This window comes from Vreelandella olivaria (assembly GCF_023507745.1).
Taxonomy (GTDB): domain Bacteria; phylum Pseudomonadota; class Gammaproteobacteria; order Pseudomonadales; family Halomonadaceae; genus Vreelandella; species Vreelandella olivaria_A.
In genome coordinates, this window is sequence record NZ_JALPZO010000112.1 from 102,821 (window position 1) to 123,457 (window position 20,637).

The 20,637-nt window shown below is 53.1% G+C and carries 21 protein-coding genes; 12 read left to right on the forward strand and 9 right to left on the reverse strand.

Annotated features, from left to right (window positions below; translation table 11 throughout):
* Positions 1-123: 123 nt before the first annotated feature.
* From hemA to HP566_RS10120, 5 genes are read left to right on the forward strand one after another with little or no spacing between them, the layout of a single operon-like run.
* Positions 124-1,434: a glutamyl-tRNA reductase gene (hemA, locus tag HP566_RS10100; protein ID WP_249977130.1), complete on the forward strand. Its 1,311-nt coding sequence runs from the start codon at positions 124-126 to the stop codon at positions 1,432-1,434.
* On the forward strand, positions 1,431-2,519 hold the full coding sequence (prfA, locus tag HP566_RS10105) for a peptide chain release factor 1 (RefSeq protein ID WP_249977131.1): 1,089 nt from the start codon (positions 1,431-1,433) through the stop codon (positions 2,517-2,519). Before hemA ends, prfA begins: the two co-directional genes overlap by 4 nt.
* A complete protein-coding gene (gene prmC, locus HP566_RS10110) occupies positions 2,519-3,364 on the forward strand; it encodes a peptide chain release factor N(5)-glutamine methyltransferase (RefSeq protein WP_249977132.1) in 846 nt (281 codons plus the stop codon). The genes prfA and prmC overlap by 1 nt, the downstream gene beginning before the upstream one ends.
* Positions 3,365-3,397: 33 nt before the next feature.
* Positions 3,398-3,898, forward strand: coding sequence for an Lrp/AsnC ligand binding domain-containing protein (locus HP566_RS10115; RefSeq protein ID WP_249977134.1), 501 nt, complete (start codon positions 3,398-3,400; stop codon positions 3,896-3,898).
* Between the two features lie 4 nt (positions 3,899-3,902).
* Positions 3,903-4,652: a HesA/MoeB/ThiF family protein gene (locus tag HP566_RS10120; RefSeq protein ID WP_249977135.1), complete on the forward strand. Its 750-nt coding sequence runs from the start codon at positions 3,903-3,905 to the stop codon at positions 4,650-4,652.
* Position 4,653: 1 nt separating this feature from the next.
* On the opposite strand, the gene HP566_RS10125 is transcribed toward HP566_RS10120, so the two are convergent.
* The gene (locus HP566_RS10125) at positions 4,654-5,223 is read right to left on the reverse strand and encodes a bactofilin family protein (protein WP_249977136.1); all 570 of its coding nucleotides are present in this window, start codon (positions 5,221-5,223) and stop codon (positions 4,654-4,656) included.
* A 213-nt stretch (positions 5,224-5,436) separates the two neighbouring features.
* Here HP566_RS10125 and HP566_RS10130 point away from each other — a divergent pair, with 213 nt between their 5' ends.
* On the forward strand, positions 5,437-6,066 hold the full coding sequence (locus HP566_RS10130) for a bactofilin family protein (RefSeq protein ID WP_249977137.1): 630 nt from the start codon (positions 5,437-5,439) through the stop codon (positions 6,064-6,066).
* Positions 6,067-6,156: 90 nt separating this feature from the next.
* Here the strand turns inward: HP566_RS10130 and ahpF are convergent, their stop codons facing one another.
* Positions 6,157-7,713 (reverse strand): alkyl hydroperoxide reductase subunit F, encoded by a 1,557-nt coding sequence (gene ahpF / locus HP566_RS10135; RefSeq protein WP_249977138.1) that lies wholly within the window; start codon positions 7,711-7,713, stop codon positions 6,157-6,159.
* Between the two features lie 203 nt (positions 7,714-7,916).
* Positions 7,917-8,480, reverse strand: coding sequence for an alkyl hydroperoxide reductase subunit C (ahpC, locus tag HP566_RS10140; protein WP_249977139.1), 564 nt, complete (start codon positions 8,478-8,480; stop codon positions 7,917-7,919).
* A gap of 350 nt (positions 8,481-8,830) precedes the next feature.
* Between ahpC and HP566_RS10145 the strand changes: the two genes are divergently transcribed.
* The 4 genes from HP566_RS10145 to HP566_RS10160 all read left to right on the forward strand — a co-directional run bounded on the left by HP566_RS10145 (position 8,831) and on the right by HP566_RS10160 (position 12,989).
* On the forward strand, positions 8,831-9,934 hold the full coding sequence (locus HP566_RS10145; RefSeq protein ID WP_249977140.1) for a polyamine ABC transporter substrate-binding protein: 1,104 nt from the start codon (positions 8,831-8,833) through the stop codon (positions 9,932-9,934).
* 94 nt (positions 9,935-10,028) lie between these two features.
* Positions 10,029-11,207 (forward strand): ABC transporter ATP-binding protein, encoded by a 1,179-nt coding sequence (locus HP566_RS10150; RefSeq protein WP_249977141.1) that lies wholly within the window; start codon positions 10,029-10,031, stop codon positions 11,205-11,207.
* 31 nt (positions 11,208-11,238) lie between these two features.
* Positions 11,239-12,150, forward strand: coding sequence for an ABC transporter permease subunit (locus HP566_RS10155; RefSeq protein WP_249977142.1), 912 nt, complete (start codon positions 11,239-11,241; stop codon positions 12,148-12,150).
* Positions 12,147-12,989 carry an ABC transporter permease subunit gene (locus HP566_RS10160; RefSeq protein ID WP_249977143.1) on the forward strand — a complete coding sequence of 281 codons (843 nt, stop codon included), beginning with the start codon at positions 12,147-12,149 and terminating at the stop codon, positions 12,987-12,989. The genes HP566_RS10155 and HP566_RS10160 overlap by 4 nt, the downstream gene beginning before the upstream one ends.
* A 1-nt stretch (position 12,990) precedes the next feature.
* Here the strand turns inward: HP566_RS10160 and HP566_RS10165 are convergent, their stop codons facing one another.
* Complete coding sequence (locus HP566_RS10165) at positions 12,991-13,200, reverse strand: CPXCG motif-containing cysteine-rich protein (RefSeq protein ID WP_249977235.1); 210 nt, start codon at positions 13,198-13,200, stop codon at positions 12,991-12,993.
* A gap of 123 nt (positions 13,201-13,323) precedes the next feature.
* On the opposite strand from HP566_RS10165, the gene HP566_RS10170 reads away from it, so the two are divergent.
* Positions 13,324-13,752, forward strand: coding sequence for a DUF3617 domain-containing protein (locus tag HP566_RS10170; protein WP_249977144.1), 429 nt, complete (start codon positions 13,324-13,326; stop codon positions 13,750-13,752).
* A gap of 112 nt (positions 13,753-13,864) precedes the next feature.
* Here HP566_RS10170 and HP566_RS10175 read toward each other — a convergent pair whose 3' ends face one another.
* A complete protein-coding gene (locus tag HP566_RS10175; protein ID WP_249977145.1) occupies positions 13,865-17,002 on the reverse strand; it encodes an efflux RND transporter permease subunit in 3,138 nt (1,045 codons plus the stop codon).
* Positions 17,002-18,069 (reverse strand): efflux RND transporter periplasmic adaptor subunit, encoded by a 1,068-nt coding sequence (locus HP566_RS10180; protein WP_249977146.1) that lies wholly within the window; start codon positions 18,067-18,069, stop codon positions 17,002-17,004. Before HP566_RS10180 ends, HP566_RS10175 begins: the two co-directional genes overlap by 1 nt.
* Before the next feature lie 208 nt (positions 18,070-18,277).
* Between HP566_RS10180 and HP566_RS10185 the strand changes: the two genes are divergently transcribed.
* On the forward strand, positions 18,278-19,462 hold the full coding sequence (locus HP566_RS10185; protein ID WP_249977147.1) for an NAD(P)/FAD-dependent oxidoreductase: 1,185 nt from the start codon (positions 18,278-18,280) through the stop codon (positions 19,460-19,462).
* Positions 19,463-19,551: 89 nt separating this feature from the next.
* Here the strand turns inward: HP566_RS10185 and HP566_RS10190 are convergent, their stop codons facing one another.
* From HP566_RS10190 to HP566_RS10200, 3 genes are read right to left on the reverse strand one after another with little or no spacing between them, the layout of a single operon-like run.
* Positions 19,552-19,851 carry a YqjK family protein gene (locus HP566_RS10190; protein ID WP_249977148.1) on the reverse strand — a complete coding sequence of 100 codons (300 nt, stop codon included), beginning with the start codon at positions 19,849-19,851 and terminating at the stop codon, positions 19,552-19,554.
* Positions 19,826-20,230 (reverse strand): phage holin family protein, encoded by a 405-nt coding sequence (locus tag HP566_RS10195; protein ID WP_249977149.1) that lies wholly within the window; start codon positions 20,228-20,230, stop codon positions 19,826-19,828. The genes HP566_RS10190 and HP566_RS10195 overlap by 26 nt, the downstream gene beginning before the upstream one ends.
* Positions 20,230-20,562: a DUF883 family protein gene (locus HP566_RS10200; RefSeq protein ID WP_249977150.1), complete on the reverse strand. Its 333-nt coding sequence runs from the start codon at positions 20,560-20,562 to the stop codon at positions 20,230-20,232. Before HP566_RS10200 ends, HP566_RS10195 begins: the two co-directional genes overlap by 1 nt.
* Positions 20,563-20,637: the final 75 nt, after the last annotated feature.

A 20,637-nucleotide genomic window follows, 5' to 3' on the forward strand; every position in this document is an offset into this window, starting at 1 on the left:
GAAAAAGATGAATGTCAGCACAACGTTGGTGCTGCTTTGCCTTATAGACTTGCTTTAGCAAGCCCTGAACCGACAGACCGACAGTGATGTGACGACCGATCCACTAGCGAAGACGCATAACGCATGACGCTTCTTGCCCTGGGAATAAATCATCGTACTGCCAGCGTGGCCGTGCGTGAACAGGTAGCTTTTACGCCAACGCAGCTTGATAGTGCGTTGGCTGAGCTGCGTAGTTTGCCACAAATCAGCGAGGCGGCAGTGCTTTCGACGTGTAACCGCACCGAACTTTATTGTGTGACGGATGCCGCTGGTGAGCAGGCCGTGCTGGATTGGCTTGGGCGCTTTCATAATTTGCGTGTCGAAGACCTTTCCCGCTGTGCCTACCATTATCTTGACAACGATGCTGCGCGCCACTTGATGCGGGTTGCTGTTGGCCTGGATTCGATGGTGCTGGGCGAGCCGCAGATACTTGGGCAGTTGAAGGATGCCTACCAGCAGGCCCGCCAGTCGAAAGGTTTGGGCGGTGAGTTGGAGCGTCTTTTTCAGCATACCTTTGCGGTGGCCAAGCAAGTACGCACAGAAACAGGCATTGGTAAAAACCCCGTGTCGGTGGCGTATGCCGCGGTCAGTATGGCCAGCCGTATTTTTGATGACTTTAGCCGTGCAAGAGCCCTGTTGATTGGCGCGGGCGAAACCATTGAGCTGGTGGCACGGCACCTTCATGAAGCAGGGGTTCGTCAGTTAACGGTTGCAAACCGTACCCGTGAGCGTGCTGAGCAGGTCTCTTCTGTGTTGGGTGGCACGGCGATTACGCTTTCCGAAATCCCTGATGCGCTGGAGTATGCGGATATTGTTATCTCATCTACCGCCTCTCCATTGCCCATTCTGGGTAAGGGGATGGTGGAGCGAGCGCTTAAAAAGCGTCGTCACCGCCCTGTGTTTATGGTGGATATCGCGGTCCCCAGAGATATCGAACCACAAGTAGGCGAACTTGCTGATGTCTTCCTCTATACCGTTGATGACCTTGAAGAGGTCATTGAGGAGAACCGCCGCCACCGCCAGGTGGCCGCTGACCAGGCTGAGTCGTTAATTGAACACGGCGTGGGCAGTTGGCAGCATGAGCGCCGGATTCGTAAAGGTGGTGAGCTGATTCGTGACTATCGTCGCCACGGTGAGGCTATACGTGACCATGCACGCGATCAGGCACTTGAGCGTCTGGCGCGGGGTGAGGACCCTGCCAAGGTAATTGAACGACTGGCCCATCAACTGGCCAATCGCTTGATGCACCAGCCTACGCTGGCGTTACGGGAAGCTGCCTCCCAGGAAAATCACGAACTGCTGAACGCCGCACCGTGCTTATTGCTACCCATGAAACCCGCGTTTGAGCAGCCTGCGCCCTTGGTAAAACGCCAGAAGGATGATACACCCGCATGAAAGATACTTTGCGCCAACGCTTAGATAGCTTTGCTGACCGCTTTGAGGAGCTGGCAATGCTGCTGTCTGATCCCGCGGTGATTAATAACCAGCAGCGCTTCCGTGACTACTCGCGTGAGTATTCCGAGTTAGAGGAGCTGGTAGCCGCCTGGCAGCGTTATCGTGAGGTTGAGAGCAGTATGGAAGAAGCTGAGCTGCTTAGCCGCGACAACGACCCAGATATGCGCGAGCTGGCGGAAATGGAGATCAGTGAGGGGCGTGAGCAGCTTGAAACCCTGGATGTTGAGCTAAAGCGCCTACTGGTACCAAAAGACCCTGACGATGACCGTGGCGTATTTTTAGAGGTGCGCGCGGGTACGGGGGGCGATGAAGCGGCAATCTTTGCAGGCGACCTTTTCCGGATGTATTCTCGTTATGCTGAAAAACGCGGCTGGCGGGTTGAGGTGGTTAGCGCAAGCCATGGTGAGCAGGGCGGCTACAAAGAAGTTATTTCCCGCGTAAAGGGGGATGGCGTTTATGCGCGTTTGAAGTTTGAGTCTGGCGCGCACCGCGTACAGCGTGTGCCCGCCACTGAGTCCCAGGGGCGAATTCATACGTCAGCCTGTACGGTCGCGGTGATGCCGGAAGTCGAGGATGTGGGGGATATCGATATCAACCCCTCTGACCTGCGTGTAGACACCTATCGCTCCAGCGGCGCAGGGGGGCAGCACGTTAACACCACGGACTCCGCCATTCGTATTACCCACCTGCCCACTGGTGTCGTCGTGGAGTGTCAGGAGGAGCGTAGCCAGCACAAAAACCGTGCCAAGGCAATGTCGCTGCTGGCCGCCAAGCTCAAGCGCAACGCGGTTGACTCGCAGCGCCAGGAGCAGGCAGATGCCCGGCGCTCCCTGGTTGGCTCGGGTGATCGAAGTGAACGTATTCGTACCTATAACTTCCCCCAGGGACGGCTTACCGACCACCGCATCAATCTAACACTATATAAGCTAACGGAAGTGGTCAGTGGTGAGCAGCTTGATGAGGTTATTGAGCCATTGATCCACGAGTATCAGGCGGAACAGCTATCGGCCCTGCAGGATGGCTGATGACCTTTGATACCCTATTACAACAGTCGACCCAGCGGTTACAGGAGGCTGGCTCGCCGTCTCCGAGGATTGATGCTGAAGCACTGCTTGCTTTTGTAACCGGGCATGACCGCACCTGGCTCTATACGTGGGGTGACCGTGAGTGTCCTGTCGAAGCGTATACGCAGTTTGAAGCTCTGCTGGCGTTACGGGTCCAGGGGCAGCCGGTGGCTTATCTAACCGGTGAACGTGAGTTTTGGGGCCTGAGGTTGGCTACTTCCCCTGACACGCTTATACCGCGCCCAGATACCGAAACGCTGGTCGAGGCCGCACTGTATTGCGCGCAGAACGTGACGGGCAGGTTTCTTGACTTGGGTACGGGCACCGGGGCGATTGCGCTGGCCTTTGCCAGCGAAAAGCCTGGCTGGCAGGTGTTAGGGGTGGATATACGCCCGGAAGCAGTGAGTACCGCGTCCAATAATGCGTTAGCCCTTAAGATTAGCAATGTGCAATTTGTACAGAGCGACTGGTTTAGTGCCTTAACGCAGGCGGGGCAAAGGGATACATTCGATATTGTTGTCAGTAATCCGCCTTATATCGCCGCTGACGACCCACATTTGTGCCAGGGCGATGTTCGCTATGAGCCGCGGTCTGCGCTGGTAGCTGATGCTGGCGGCATGGCCGATTTATTGCATTTGGTCATTGCGGCCAGGGAACACCTGGACATGGGAGGCTGGCTGGTGTTGGAGCATGGCTACAATCAAGCCTCCCTGGTGCGTGAAGCGCTTGTAAGAGCTGGCTATCAAAACGTTGAAAGTGTGCAAGACGTTGGTGGCCATGAACGGGTTACCCTGGGGCTCCTCTAATCACTGCCCGATTCATCAGTAATGGATCCTGCCATGAAACCTAAAAATAGAACGCTGGACCGTATCGACCTTAAAATTTTGCGCTGTCTACAGGAAAATGCACGGATCTCCTATGTAGACCTTGCTTCAGAAGTTGGTTTATCCACAACCCCTTGCCTAGAGCGGGTCAAACGCCTAGAGCGGTCGGGTATCATTCGCGGCTATCAGGCGGTCCTTGATCCGAGGGCCTTGAAAGCAAATTTGCTGGTGTTTGTAGAGATTAGTCTGGAAACCCAGTCCCCTACGGTATTTGACGAATTTCGCCGTGCCGTGGAAAAACTTCCGCAAATACAAGAGTGCCATTTGGTATCGGGCCAGTTTGACTACATTTTGAAATGTCGGATTCCTGAAATGTCGGCCTACCGCCAACTACTTGGCGACGTAGTGTTAACACTTCCTGGCGTGAAAGAGTCGAAAAGCTACGTGGTAATGGAGGAAGTTAAAGAGAGTTTTAGCTTGCATATACCCGATTTCGAGGAATTTGAGGATAAATAAAGCGATGATGGATGATCAGGCACTCTTGCGCTATAGCCGCCATATTATGCTGCCCGAAGTGGATATTGCAGGGCAGGAGCGGCTGCGTGGTGCCCATGCATTAATTATTGGTGCTGGCGGGCTAGGCTCGCCAGCGTCGCTTTATTTAGCCGCCTCTGGGGTAGGGCGTATCACTATTGCCGATGCGGATGTGGTCGAGCTGTCTAATTTGCAGCGTCAAATTGCTCACCAGCAGGCTGACATTGGTGCCAATAAAGCATGCTCGGCCAAGGCCAGTATGCAAGCACTCAATTCAGAGTGTCAGGTGGCCGCTATTGAAGATTACGTTGATGGAGAACGGCTGGCACAGCTGGTCGCGGCTGCCGATGTGGTGCTGGACTGCACTGACCGCTTTTCGAGCCGTTATGCCATCAATGCAGCCACTCAAAAGGCTAATGTGCCACTTGTATCCGGTGCGGCGATTCGTTTTTCCGGACAGTTGGCAGTTTTTGACCCACGCAATCCGGCTTGCCCTTGTTACGCTTGCCTTTACCCCGCTAATGAAAGCGACGATGACGCCTTGAGCTGTGCAGAAAGTGGTGTAATGGCACCACTGGTAGGGTTGATCGGCTGCTTTCAGGCGGTTGAGGCGTTTAAGTTGCTTAGTGGGGTGGGGACTGCCCATCACGGGCTGTCCACCTTCGATGGCCTGAGTGGTCAGTGGCGGCACTTTCAGGTGCTGCGGGACCCAGCCTGCCCGGTATGTGCCCGTTAAATCACTCGGAGGATGATGTTTCCGTACGTGGCTGTTCGCTGGATACGGTTTCTACCGGGAGCGTGCTCTTCGTCGATGTTGCCTGGCTGGGTGTTTTTCTTGTTGACGAGGTGGGTTGTGATGCAAACACCTGCTCGAAAATCTCGTTATCGGGGTTCATGTCAATGTTGCCGTGGAACAGGCTGCCATCCTCCAGCACCAGACAGGGGGTAATAATAGCGCCAATCACTTCTGCGCCTTTATGCACGGTTGCCTTATGCAGCGCCACCAGATTGCCATTGACCTTGCCGGATACGTGCAAGGTGTGGGCGTGAGCATCACCCTCCAACTCGCCCTGGCTGCCAAGGGTAACGGTATGTTGCTTACAGGTTACCGTTCCCTTCACGCGTCCTTCGATCCTTAGATCTTCCTCGCTATGAATATCCCCCTGTACTTGTGTGTTGGCACCAATGATGGAGGTGCTGGGGCGAGCGCTATGGGCAAGAGACTGAGCGTCGGTGGCCTGGGGAGAGGTCTCTGGGGCTACCACGGGTGGCTTGGAAACAGGTATGGACTTGGTTTTACTGAACATTTGAGGCTCCAGTGGAAACAGGTTAAGCACTAATAAGTCAGTGTTGGTTGCTGTCTGCCTTGACTGGCCTCACCGACTTTTCGGATAAACCCTAATTTACGTTGCTTGCCTGATAAATAAAGCCAAGAGATGCCGGGTATCTCACCATGTATTCAGGCTGATGAAGAGGGTGGGAACGGTTATAACAATTAACTTATTACGGCTAAGAGGTGTATGACGGCTATGGGCACCGAAATATGGCTGATTTTCTTTGGTGTTGCCATCATGACGCTGATTATTATGGATGGAAAACGGCAAAGAAAAAAGTTCACGGCAACTTCACCGCAGAGGCAGAGAGGCATTTTACAAGGGCCGGGAGCTGCTCCGAAAGTCCGGGTTGTAACGTGGCAGGGTCAGGGGGAAGTGCTTGGGCTAAAGCATGAAGCGTGGCATTCACCCATGGCGCTAGTACATCCTGTGAACGAGGGGTTCCCTTGGCAGTCAGAAAAAGCACTCAATGAAACGGTAGAGGGGGGAAGCCATATTGGTTCTGCCACCTCTATTCAGGGGAGGATAATCGCGAATGAAAAGGTGTTGGTTAAGGGATGTATCGATGGTGCAGTGGTGGCCGAGCGCCACCTTATTCATCTGACCGCCAGCAGCTCTGTAACAGCGACCATTCAGGGGCGTCTGATCTGGGTTGATGGGAGCGCGACAGGCACTTTATCTGCCAGCGAACGGTTAACACTGATGCCTGGTGCCAGGGTACAGGGGGATATAAACGCCGTGCAGTTGGAGTGTCGGGCGGGTGCCCGTTTCAGTGGCAGCGTAAGCCAATACTCAGCCGTGAAACTGGTGAGCTGAAAAAAAGCCCGCTGAGAGCGGGCGTGACGTCACGGTCTTTGCGTCAATAGGAATACCGGGTAGGGCGGTGGGAGCCGCCCGGTCGGTCAATTAGTTACGAATCAGATAATCAAATGCGCCCAGAGATGCTTTCGCGCCTTCCCCCATGGCAATAATAATCTGCTTATAAGGCACGGTGGTTACATCACCTGCGGCAAAGATGCCAGGAACCGAAGTCATACCGTGGGCATCAACGATGATTTCGCCACGGGGTGACATCTCGATGGGTGATTCTTTCAGCCATTCGGTGTTAGGCACCAAACCTATTTGTACAAAAATACCTTCCAATGCAATGTTTTTAATTTCATCGGTATTGCGGTCTTTGTAGGTCAGGCCGTTTACACGGCTGCCATCACCGGTGACTTCGGTGGTCTGAGCATTCAGAATAACATCGACATTCGGCAGGCTCTTAAGCTTGCGCTGCAGGACGGCGTCAGCACGCATTTCACCCATGAATTCAAATAGCGTTACGTGGTCGACAATGCCGGCAAGGTCAATAGCGGCTTCGACACCTGAATTACCGCCACCAATTACCGCCACGCGTTTGCCTTTAAACAACGGACCATCGCAGTGAGGGCAATAAGCAACACCCTTGTTGCGATACTCCTGTTCGCCGGGCACATTCATTTCACGCCACCTTGCACCGGTCGCGAGAATTAGCGTTTTGCTCTTCAGTTTCGCTCCGGATTCAAACGTCACTTCATGCAAACCGCCTTCTGCTTCAGCAGCTTGGAAGGAGATGGCGCGCTGAAGATTCATCACATCGACATCGTACTCTTTGACGTGCTCTTCAAGAGCACTCACCAGCTTCGGTCCTTCGGTATGGGATACGGAAATAAAGTTTTCAATACTCATGGTATCCGATACCTGGCCGCCAAAACGCTCGGCAGCGACACCGGTGTTAATACCTTTGCGGGCGGAGTAAATAGCGGCAGCAGCACCAGCGGGGCCGCCACCGATGACGAGGGTATCAAAGGCAGCTTTTTCACTCAGCTTTTTCGCCTCACGTTCAGCGGCACCCGTGTCAACCTTGGCAAGAATCTGCTCCAGGGTCATACGGCCCTGGTCAAACGGTTTACCATTAAGGTAGATGCTGGGCACTGACATGATTTCCCGCGCTTCCACTTCATCCTGGAACAGCGCACCGTCGATGGCCACATGGCGGATGTTGGGATTGAAAATGGCCATCAGGTTGAGTGCCTGGACGACGTCCGGGCAGTTCTGGCACGAGAGTGAATAGTAAGTTTCGAAAAGCATATCGCCTTCGAGGACCTTAATTTGATTAAGTACCTCTTCCGACGTCTTGGGCGGGTGGCCGCCCACTTGCAGCAGCGCCAATACCAGCGAGGTGAACTCGTGGCCCATGGGGATGCCTGCAAAGACCACTCCGGTGTCTTCACCGGGGCGGTTTAGCGCAAACGATGGCTTGCGATCATCCTGACCATCTGTCTGCAGCGTGATTTTATCACTCAGGCTGCTGACATCTTCCAGCAAGCCCAGCAGTTCCTGTGACTTGGCACCGTCATCGAGGGACGCAACGATCTCGAACGGTTGAGTCACTTTTTCCAGATAAGCTTTCAACTGATTTTTTAAATTGGCGTCCAGCATGACAGTGTTTTCCTCGCAATCAACTGATAGATGTTCTCAATCCGGCGCTACCATGACCGTGAAGTCGATAACCACGTACACGGGCATAGAGAGAACAGTGGGTGCATGAGAAGCGGCGTTTAGAAACGCAACACCCGGGCTCAGCACCCGGGTGTCGCGCTGAGGCTCAAGCCCGAAGACTTAAGACATCAGTAATAGGCAGTTTAGATTTTGCCTACGAGATCCAGGGAGGGAGCCAGTGTCTCTTCGCCTTCTTTCCATTTCGCCGGGCAAACTTCATTCGGATTTGCACGCACGTACTGGGCAGCTTTTACCTTGCGTAGCAGTTCTTCAGCGTTACGACCGATGTTGCCAGCGTTGATTTCAACAATCTGGATTTTGCCATCAGGGTCAACAACAAAGGTGCCGCGCTCTGCAAGACCAGCTTCTTCGATGAGTACTTCGAAGTTGCGGGAGATTTGCAGTGTTGGGTCAGCAATCATCGGGTATTGAAGCTTGCCGATGGTTTCTGAGCTGTCGTGCCATGCTTTATGGGTGAAGTGCGTATCGGTTGAAACACTGTAAATCTCAACGCCCAGCTTTTTGAACTCTGCATAGTTGTCGGCCAGATCACCCAGCTCGGTTGGGCAAACGAAGGTGAAGTCAGCCGGGTAGAAGAAGAAGATAGACCACTGGCCTTGCAGGTCTGCTTCAGTTACGTCAACAAACTCACCGTTCAGGTAAGCAGTGGCTTTAAACGGCTTTACATCAGTATTGATCAAAGACATTTAATTCATCTCCATATGGGGTGGGTGATAGCTGAAGGTGTTGATCGTCATAGTAACGATCTACGACTAATAGATAAAATTGAAAAAAAGAATTTATCCGATAGTTTTTTTCTATAGTAGCGCCTTCTCATTTGACGCTAACCAGGAGGTGGGGACGCCGTGGGCATAATACAAGAGTTTTTCACATGGACTTGCGATAGAAGACGCGGCGCCGCAAAATTCGCACGGCTCGCATAATCGCCTAAGCTGCTTTTAGCCTACCTATAATGGCTAGGCGGTTGGATGAGGATGACGATGTTGGTGACATGTGCGTTTGGTGTTCGTTGGATTTTAAGATGAGGAGCAATGGAATGGGGAACATTCACAAACTTTCCGGGGCCGTTACGGCCATCTCTTTTGCCGTAGCGGCCGCAGCAGCCCACGCTGATGAGGTGCGGGTTTATAACTGGTCAGACTATATTGCACCAGAAACGTTGGCAAAATTCACCGAGCGTACCGGTATTGCAGTCACCTACGACGTTTATGATAGTAACGAAGTTCTGGATGCAGCGCTTTTATCAGGCCGTTCCGGGTACGATGTGGTTGTGCCGTCTAACCACTTTCTGACACGCCAGCTAAATGCAGGCGTCTATCAACCACTCGACCATGCGTTGTTAGACAATCTTGGTAACCTTGACCCCGAGTTGATGACAAGCCTGGAAAATATCGATGGGGGTAGCGAGTACTCTGTGCCTTATATGTGGGGCACGAACGGTATTGGTTATAACGTCGAACGTATTGAGCAGATTCTCGGCGAAGATGCACCTGTCGATAGTTGGGCGCTGCTGTTTGACCCTGAGATTACCAGTGCGCTGAGTACCGCCGGTTGTGGTATCTCCCTGATGGACTCCGGTATGGAGATGCTGCCGGCTGCCATGTCTTATCTGGGATTGGATCCGCAAAGCAACGATAGCGCTGACCTGGAGGCTGCCGGGGAGGTCATTACCCGCATTCGCGACGATATAACCTACTTCCACTCCTCACGCTATATCTCTGATCTGGCGAATGGTGATATTTGCGTAGCGGCTGGTTATTCCGGCGATGTCTTTCAGGCTGCGGAGCGTGCAGAGGATGCCGGACGTGATTTCACGATCGCTTATAGCATTCCCAAGGAAGGTGCCGAGCTATGGTTCGACATGATGGCGATTCCGGCAGATGCCCCCAATCCTGACAATGCGCATGCGTTTATCAATTTTATTCTTGATCCGGAAATTGCGGCAGAAATCACGGATTATGTGCGCTATGCCAACCCGAATAGTGCTGCAAATGCTTACTTGTCGGATGAAATACTTGAAGACCAGGCTATTTATCCTGAAGCCGAGACCATGCAGAATTTGTTTGTGCCCTTGGAAAAGCCGCAAGACGTCCAGCGCGTACTGACTCGTACTTGGAACCGCGTTAAGTCTGGCCGTTAATCATCGCCGCCTAACGGCGGGCTGAGCGACATGCTTGGCCCGCTGTTTGTTTTTTTAACGCCCGGTTAGCCGGGCCTGTTGATGGGAGTGGCGAATGGTCACTACGCCCCTGTCGAACGAGCCGTCATCTTCTGCGCAGGTATCTCCTGTCTCACGTTCTCAAGGTAAAACCCCGCGGTTTGCCGAGGATATTGTGCTGGAGGTAAAGCGCTTAAGTAAGCGTTTCGATGATGCCCTTGCGGTGGATGATGTCAATCTGAAGGTAAAGCGTGGAGAAATCTTTGCGTTATTAGGAGGCTCGGGGTCGGGCAAGTCAACACTGCTGCGTATGTTGGCAGGCTTTGAAACACCCAGTGAAGGGCGGATTCTATTGAGTGGCGAAAACATTACCAATGTGCCGCCCCATAAGCGTCCCATTAATATGATGTTTCAGTCCTATGCCCTATTTCCGCACATGACGGTAGCGCAAAATATTGCGTTTGGACTGAAGCAGGACAAACTGCCAAAGGCAGACATTGAATCCCGCGTGGCCCAAATGCTGAAGCTGGTGCATATGGAGCGTTTTGCCAGGCGTAAGCCGCACCAGCTTTCCGGTGGGCAGCGTCAGCGTGTGGCACTGGCACGTTCGCTGGCTAAGCGCCCAAAACTACTGCTACTCGATGAACCCATGGGGGCGCTGGATAAAAAGCTGCGTACGGAAATGCAGCTTGAAGTGGTCGAGATTATTGAGCAGGTAGGGGTTACCTGCATCATGGTGACCCACGATCAGGAAGAGGCCATGACAATGGCCGACCGGGTGGCGATTATGGCCGATGGCTGGATCGAACAGGTGGGCTCACCGGTTGATATATATGAAAGTCCCGCTAGCCGCATGGTGGCGGAATTTGTCGGTACCGTGAACCTGTTTGAAGGCGAGATTATTGAAGACGCTGCCGATCACTGTCGTATCGCCGCACCTGCGCTCTCGCGGCCGATTTATATCGATCATGGTATTACCACCCAAGCGGCGGATCGGCGAGTATGGGCAGCGCTGCGCCCTGAAAAAATCTGGCTAACCCGTGAAAGGCCTGCGGCAGAGTACAACTGGGAAGCGGGCAAAGTCGACGATATTGCTTATTTGGGTGGCTACTCCCTTTACTACGTGCGCACTGCTTCCGGGCAGTTGATCAAAGTCAGTATGGCGAATACTGAGCGACGGGGTGATCGCCCTACCTGGGAGGATAGCGTTTATGTCTACTGGGAAGACCATAGCGCTATCGTACTCAATCGTTGATGCCAGCTTGGCTGTTGGGAGATCGCCTTAAATGATGCCATCTCGTATTGCAGGTTTTGTGAAACGCATGCAACTGGGTAAGCGCGCAGTTATTGCGTTTCCACTGGTGTGGCTGACGCTGTTCTTTTTACTGCCTTTTGCACTAGTGCTCAAAATCAGTCTGTCGGAATCAGCGATCGCCATTCCGCCCTATGGGCCATTGATGGAGTACGCCGATCAAACGCTGCATGTATTTTTGAATCTTGGTAATTATCTATTTTTGTTATCGGATTCACTGTATGTTGCCGCGTATTGGGGGTCGATCAAGACCGCATTTATTTCCACTACTGTGTGTCTGCTGATCGGTTACCCAATGGCTTACGCCATGGCCCAGGCCCCTGGGCGCTGGCAGCTTATTCTGTTGCTGTTGGTGATGCTGCCCTCCTGGACCTCTTTTCTGATCCGGATATATGCCTGGATGGGCATTCTCAGTAACAGCGGGTTGATCAATAACTTACTTATTGGCGTAGGGTTGATTGAGTCGCCGCTGCGTATGATGAACACCCAGTTTGCGGTCGTGATCGGTATTGTTTATGCCTACCTGCCATTTATGGTGTTGCCGCTATACGCTCACCTGACGCGGCTGGATAACGCGTTGTTAGAGGCAGCATCCGATCTTGGATCGCGTAAGTTCAATACCTTTTTAAAAGTAACGCTACCGCTCTCTATGGGAGGGATAATGGCAGGGTCAATGTTGGTCTTTATTCCTGCCGTAGGGGAATTTGTGATTCCCGAACTCCTCGGCGGCCCAAATACATTGATGATTGGCAAAGTGCTGTGGGAAGAGTTTTTCCTGAATCGCGACTGGCCGGTGGCGTCGGCACTGGCGATGGTAATGCTGCTGCTATTGTTAATACCCATTGTGTGGTTTCACCGCTATCAATCACGGGAGCTTGAAGAATGAGCCGTGTTCGACGTCGTCCCAGTTTTACGACTGTGATGCTGGTGGTGGGCCTGCTGTTTCTGTATCTACCGATGGTGGTGTTGGTGGTTTACTCGTTCAACGCCTCAAGGCTGGTCACCGTTTGGGCGGGGTTTTCCACCCAATGGTACGCCGAGTTGTTCCGTGACAGGCAAATCCTGTCAGCGGTTTGGACCAGCCTGAAAATCGCTTTTTTTTCGGCCAGCATGGCGGTCTGCCTGGGCACTGTCGCGGCATTTGTCATGACGCGCTATGGTAACTTTCGCGGTAAGACAGCTCTCTCCAGCATGGTCACTGCGCCGCTGGTCATGCCAGAGGTGATCACCGGACTTTCATTGTTGCTGCTATTTGTGCAAATGGCCCAACTGATAGGCTGGCCCGCTGATCGTGGTATGGCAACCATCTGGATTGCACATACGACCTTCTGTAGCGCTTACGTGGCGGTGGTGGTGGCTGCGCGTTTGCGTGAGGTAGACCGATCCATCGAAGAAGCGGCGATGGATCTGGGATCTCCACCGGTCAAAACCTTCTTTTTTGTCACGCTGCCGGTCATTACGCCAGCCTTAGCAGCTGGCTGGTTGCTAGCGTTTACACTATCGTTGGATGATCTGGTGATTGCCAGCTTCGTATCCGGCCCAGGAGCCAATACGTTACCCATGGTGGTGTTTTCATCGGTGCGTATGGGGGTCTCGCCAACGATTAATGCGTTGGCCACATTGATTATCCTGGCCGTATCACTTGCCACCTTGCTGGCGTGGTACTTGATGCGCCGTGGCGAGGCTAAGCGGCAGATGCTGTTGCAGCAGACCGATAGTGCTTAAATTACAGTACGTCGTCGTCCCGGCCAGTGCTAATGTCGTCCAGTTCACCGGTAATGGGCGAAACAGTGACCTGTAGCTGGATGGGGGCACAGCACTGATGGCAATCCTCCCAGGTGGAATGGCTTCCTTGGGAGGTGTCGATGACAAAGGTCAGCGGCGTATCGCAATAGGGGCAATGAAAGTTGTGATTCACTAGTGCTTCATTTTGCATCATTGTTCCCCTTAGGTGGGTATTTGAAGATTGAGTGTAGCAGTGGGGCGCCTGATCGGGCATTGCCCTGATGAATCAGGTAGGATATTGGCGGGTTTCTTAAGCAACGCAGTGAGAGTAGCGATGATGATACGTAACATGGCAGTAGCGGCCGTACTGGCCATCCCGATGGTCGCCCAGGCAGAAACGCCTAATTTAACGCCTGGCGAGTGGGAGTTCGTCAGCGTGACCAGTATTAGTGGCGATATGCAGATTCCGGATCAAACGGAAACTGAGCGCCAGTGTATTACCCAGGAAGAGCTGGATGGAGCCGAGTTTGGCTTTATTGAAGAGGAAGAGGGCTGTGAGCTACTCAACCAGGATATGAACGCCGATGGCCTTTCCTATAGCATGATCTGCCGTGCTGAAGGCGGTGAAGCCACTATTGATGGCGAAATGCGCTTTATGGGCGAGCAGATTGAAGGCTCGGTAGACATTTTTACCCAGTCGCCCATGGGTGAGCTGACCATGAATACGGTGATTGAAGGTGAGCGTATTGGTGATTGCCAATAAGCTTGCGCGGTTAGCTGGCACTTGGCGGCTGGCAGGTAAACAGCGTTAGCCTGAAATGGGCGCTCCTGCAGGAGCGCCCTTATTTCGTTTTAACGGTTACGTCGCGTCGCTATCATTCAGGTGTCTGCAGAGGTTCATGCGGCGCAATCGGCGCACTTGCAATCTCATCTTCCAATTGACGTTTTACAGCGCCCGGTGAGCCTGTGTAGCGAGCCAGCAGGTCGTAAGCAACTGGCACTACAAACAGGGTGAAAATAGTCGCGGCTCCCACACCGGCCATAATCACTGTGCCTATCACCAGACGAGACTCCGCTCCTGGCCCGCTTGATATAATTAATGGAATGGCCCCGGCCATCGTGGTTACTGCCGTCATAAGGATTGGCCGCAGGCGTGTGACCGAGGCTTCAATCAGGGCGGAGCGAAACGCCTGCCCCTCATCGCGCAGTTGGTTGGCGAACTCAACGATTAAAATACCGTTTTTGGCGGCAAGGCCGATTAACAGTACCAGCCCCACCTGGCTATAGATGTTCAATGACTGCCCGCTCAAAAGTAGGGCGAGCAGTGCACCACTCATCGCCAGGGGAACAGTCAGCATAATCACAAATGGGTGGATCAGGCTTTCGAATTGCGCAGCGAGCACCAGGAAAACAACCACCGCCCCCAGCACCAGCAAGAACATAGTGGCGCCGCTAGCCTGCTGGAAGTCACGTGAGGGGCCTGCCACGTTGGTTTGCACTTCTTCCGGCAGAATCTCATCCGCGGTTTGTTGCAGATAGGCCAATGCTTCACCCAATGGGTAACCATCGGCCAGGTTGGCTTCAATAGTAATGGCCCGAACCCTGTCAAAGCGGTTCAGTGTGCTGGCGCCAGCAAAGTCGGTCAATGTTACCAGACTTGAGAGTGGGATGAGTTCTCCAGAGCGTGCCGAGCGAACCTGGATGTTATCCAGTGCCCGGGGGCTGTTCTGACGTCCCCGATCGCCCTCAAGGATGACATCATACTCTTCACCCTCGTCCACGTAGCGGGTGACATTACGCCCACCAAGCAATACTTCAAGCGTCCTGCCTATTTCAGTAACGGTAACCCCCATGGCGGCTGCCCGCTCATAGTTAATATCGATCCGCAATTGGGGCTGGGTTTCGTTATAGTTGCTTTCCACGGCAGTCAAACGCGGGTTGTCTTCGCGTATATAATTAACCAGGGTATCGCGCCAGCGGGCCAGATCTTCATAGGTGCCACCGCCGAGCACAAATTGCACCGGTTTTTGGGTACGTTGGCCAAACCCTTGGCGCATGACAGGAAATGCCTGTACGCCCGGCAGCGTGCTGAGCGTTTGGCGAACATCGTCCATAATTTCCCAGGCGCTGCGGCGACTGCCCCAATCCGCCATGTTGACGATAATAAAGCCGCTATTGAAGTTTTCGATATTGCCAAAACCACGGGGCGCCCGGACCACCACACGTTCAAGCTCGCCACTTTCAACAAAGGGCATTAAACGCGCTTCGATTTCGTCCATATAATCCATCATATAGTCAAAGGTGGCCCCTTCAGGGCCGTTGACCAGTACGATGAAGTTACCGCGGTCTTCCTGAGGGGTATATTCATTGGGTAGTGCGGACGCCAGCCATGCCGTGGCAGCGATCAATAAGCCAAATAGTACAACGACTACCCACTTGAACCTGAGCACCACTTCCAGTGCGCGTTGGTAGCGCCGTTGTGTCCCCTTCAGCAACCACTGAACACCCTGGCCAACGCGACTATCGTGCATACCCGGTTTGAGAATTTTTGACGCCATCATGGGCGTTAAGGTAAGTGCTAATAAGGTTGAAACGACAACTGCGGCTGCCATCGTTAACGCAAATTCTGAAAATAACCGCCCGATATCGCCTTGCAGCATGCTCAGCGGCACAAAGACGGCGACCAGCACTAACGTGGTCGCGATAACGGCAAAAGCAATTTGTCGCGTGCCGCGAAAGGCTGCTACCAAAGGCGTTTCACCGTAATCGTGCATGCGTCGGTTAATGTTCTCGAGCACCACGATGGCATCATCGACAATCAACCCAATGGCCAGCACCAGGGCCAGCAAGGTGAGCAGGTTGATCGAAAAATTCATCGCTGCCAGGGCAGTAAAGGCGCCAATCACGGCAATGGGTACCGTCACAGCAGGCACAAGGGTGGTGCGTAGGTTGCCCAGAAACAGGAAAATCACCATCACCACCAGTCCCATGGCGATAAATAGCGTCATCACCACCTGATCAATAGCGCCCGATACGAAAACTGATGCATCGTAATTGAGACTAAGTGACATCCCTTCAGGCAGTGTGCCTTGTAGCCTGTCCAGCTCTTGTTGCACTGCTTCAGATAGCTCAATCACATTCGCGGTGGACTGCATTATCATGCCCAGCCCGACCATGGGAATGCCATTGGCTCTGAACACAGAGCGGTCTTCGACGGAACCAACCTCCACTCTGGCGACATCGGCTAAACGCACCAGATAGCCGTGACTGCCCTGGCTTAAGGCCAGGCGTTTAAAGTCATCTGCGGTGGCAAAACTGCGCGGCAGGCGAACAATAAACTGTCGATCATCGGATTCAATGGAACCCGCAGGTAACTCAACATTTTCGGCGCGAAGCGCGTCTTCAATGTCGCCTACCGTGAGACCCCGGGCGGCCATCGCATTGCGATCCAGCCAGACCCGCATGGCATAGTCCCGGCCGCCACCTATGCGTACCCTGGCCACGCCAGGTTGTACCGACAGGCTATCCACCAAGAAACGATTGGCGTAATCAGTGAGCTCTGTGATGGAGTAGTCTGCACCCGACAGACTCAGCCACACGACGATTTCATCGCTACTGTCGGCTTTGGTTACCTCGGGGTTGTCGGCATCATCGGGCAGGTTGCGCAGTGCACCGGAAATACGGTCACGGACATCGTTGGCGGCTGAATCGATATCCCTGTTGAGTGAGAATTCGATTTCAATACGTGAACGGCCATCCTCGCTTTGCGAGGTGATTAATTCAATTCCCTCTATGCCCGCAATTCGATCTTCAAGCACTTGGGTGATACGGGTTTCCACGACGCTGGCAGATGCCCCAGGGTAGCGGGTATCAATACTAACCACCGGGGGATCAACGGTAGGATACTCCTGGAGGGGAAGCCGGTTGAGCGCCAGTAAGCCAAAAGCAATGATCAATGCTGAAATGACCATGGCCAGGACAGGTCGCTGAACCGAAATGTCTGATAAACGCATTAGCGGTCAGCCTCCAGCAGCGCACGGATGCCTGTTTCGCTATCAGCCACACCCAGTAAGCGTACCTCCTGCCCATCCCTGGCCAGCTGTAAACCGTGCACAACCACTAAGTCTCCCGGGTCGACCCCTTCCAGTATTTCCACCTGGCCATGGCGGCGTTCTCCAATGACAACTTCACGCTGCTCAAGGCGTTTGGCATCATCCTGTTTATGGATCACCATCACATAATGGCGATCACCACTGGGCTCAAGCGTTGCTTCAGGAAGTACGATCGTGTCGCGTACCCGCTGTTGCACAATAACTTCCATCAGCATACCAGGGCGAAGCCGTAGGCCTGGATTATCAAGTTCGGCGCGTACACTGACGCTTCTGGAGACAGGATCAATACGTGTGCCGATACTGGCGATTTGGCCGCTGAAAACTTCATCAGGAAAAGCTGCTGTTTTGGCACTGAGTGAAAGCCCTTTGGATAAACGACCTAGAAACACCTCAGGAACGCCGAAGTCGAGCTTCATGACATCCAGTTTATCCAGTGTCACCAGCTCCATACCTGGTGTCACCAGAGTGCCTACACTGACATTGCGAAAGCCCACTCGTCCGCTAAACGGTGCATGTATACGATAATTGGCAAGGCGTGCTTCCTGCGCCTGTACATCGGCTTCAGCCTGGCGAAGGCGAGCCTGGGTATCTTCAACATCTGCGCGGGCTGCCAAGTTACGCTGCTGCAATTGAGACGCTCGACCGGACGCATTGCGACGTTCGTCGGTGATCGCCTGGGCAGCTCGTAGCTGTGCCTGTTCTTCAGCATCTTCCAGGTGAATCAGCAACCTCCCACGTTCCACCTGCTCACCATCCTGGAAATTGATCTCGGCGATGGTTTCCGTCACCGTCGCTGAAAGGGTGACACTCTCATCAGCGCTAAGTGTACCCAGTGCTTCCAGAGGGTCCGACCATGTGGTGATTTCGGCATGACTGCCGATCACGGAAGGTAAGGATTGGGCAAAGGCAGTGGAGGAGCAGAGCAGCGTAACCAGGAAAAAACCAACCGTGCGTCTATCAACGTACATGAGCATCTCAGCGTTATGAGCAATGAATCGCGTTCGTGAAAAAGTACCCGCCTGGGGCTGTGAACTGTCTTCTATAAGCTGTGTAGGATGGCTTATACCAAGACCTTATTATTTTGTACCTTAATTGTACGATCTATTTTTGATGTAAAGCAATTTGTTCCCTTTTACCTGTTAGAATGCTCGCCTTTAATATGCAGGAGTCATTTTAATGGTCTACGACGTCGTGGTGATTGGCGCTGGTGCTGCCGGGTTAATGTGTGCGGCTCAGGCAGGCTATGCCGGACGTCGTGTGCTGATACTTGATCATGCCAACAAAGCAGGCAAGAAAATTCTTATGTCAGGCGGTGGTCGTTGCAACTTTACCAACCTTGGCACAACTCCTCAGCATTTTTACTCTGAAAATCCTTATTTTTGTATTTCTGCATTAAAACGTTATCGGCCAGAACATTTTGTATCTTTGGTTGAACGGCATGGTGTTGAGTACGTAGAAAAGATGCCGGGCCAGCTATTTTGTGCCTCCTCTGCCAAAGAGATCTTACGTGTATTATTAACTGAATGTGAGTGGGCGGGCGTAGAAATAAGGCTTGGTACCCAGCTTTCCCGGGTTGAGCGTGTGGGGGAGAGTATGCGTTTGGCAACGTCCTTGGGCACTATTGATGCAGGGGTGGTTGTAGTAGCGACGGGGGGGCTGTCTATCCCAACCATGGGAGCCACAGGCTTTGGGTATGAGGTTGCCCGCCAGTTTGGCCTGGAGGTACTGCCCACACGGCCAGGTTTGGTACCCTTTACCTTAAGTGATACCTGGAAAGCCCGGGCTGCGGAACTTTCGGGAGTGAGTTTGCCCACAGCGGTTAGCTGTAATGAGCGTCGCTTTGTGGAACCCATGTTGTTCACCCACCGGGGGCTGTCCGGCCCTTCCATGCTGCAAATTTCCAGCACATGGCAGCCGGGCAATTCCATTGAGATTGACTTATTACCCCATGAAGATGTGGCTGAATCGCTACGCGACGCCCGTATAGTCACGCCAAAGCGACAGCTCTCAACCTGGTTGGGGGAGCGCTTTCCCAAACGCTTTGCTCAGTCGTTGATGGAGTGGTATCCCGATAGCAACCTATCTCAACCTTTGGCCCAGTACAATAATGCTGCGTTGGATCGTTGGGCAGAGCGGCTTAATCGGTGGCAATTGAAGCCTGCGGGAACTGAAGGGTGGAGAACTGCTGAAGTGACCATGGGCGGTGTGAGTACCGAAGCAATTTCTTCAAAGACATTTGAAGTTAAGAATCTGCCACAACTCCGATTTATTGGTGAAGTGCTGGATGTGACCGGGGAGTTGGGAGGGTACAACTTTCAATGGGCGTGGGCGAGTGGCGTGGCGTGTGGGCAGTCCTGCTAGCCGAATGGCTGCTGTATGTGTAACTAGGTCGCTTAGGGTAAAAGCCTAAGGCGACCCAGTATAGCGGGCACTATTGGTGGTATTTGCAATCAAGATGTTGCTTTAGCAAGCAGTTTAAACTTACGAAACAGCATATAGCCTGCTAATGCTTTACGGCCTGCTGCTATGACACCGCCAGGGCGACGCATAAGACGGAAAGCCACCACACCGCCGATAGCATAGAGGGGCAGCTTAAGGCTGCGCCAATGGTTATCCAGCGGGGCGGTTACACGTAGCAGATAGTCGCTATCCACAAGCATATCAATTCTCTGCTGCTCTAAGTCAGCAAGCAAAGCAGCTTTACGCTCGGCACGGGTCAATGGTCTATCGGCGGCTTTGGGGGTTGTCATCGTCCTTTGTCTCCAGCAACGCACGATCAGCGGCTAGCTGTTTTAAGGTCTCTTTTAACAGCGTATGTTGCTTAGCCTGACGGATGGCAATCAACGCCAGTAACAGGCTGGCACCTATGAGAACGCCAGCACTGACGCCAATGGCTGTCAGGCGGTAAGTATCCCAAAATAGTATTACTACCAAAGCAGTTAACGTAGCAATCCCTAGCAGTAGCAGTAGTAAGCTGGCCCCCGCCAATAGTATCAGGGTCAGTAAACGTGCGCGTTCCTCTTCGAGCTCCAAAACCGCCAAACGCAGGCGGGTTTCACCATTAGCAATCAGTGATTTCAGCAAGCGTTTGGCGGCAGAGAATACGCGTTGGGTTGGCCCCAAAGCCATTAGCGGCGTCCGAGCAGCATACCAACAATTAAGCCCGCAGCAGCACCGATACCAATACTGGTCCAGGGGTTATCGTGTACGTAGCGGTCGCAGCACTCAACCTGGTGAGAAAGAGTTTCACGGGTTTCGTCATACAAACGCTCACCTTTTGCCTCAAGACGGGCCCGCGTGTCCTTCAGGCGACGCTCGGCACGCTCACGTAGATCCCGCATTTCGCCGCTGGCATCCTTTGAGGTTGCGTTTACCAGCTCTTCAACTGTTTCACTAAGATGGCGTAGATCTTCTTTGAGCTGATCAGCGCGTGTAGATGTATCAGAGTTGCGTTTAGCCATTTTGTCTTCCTTTGACGAATGAATGTGTGACAGTTCTTAGCATAGCAGCCACCAACATATAGACAACCTTGAAGA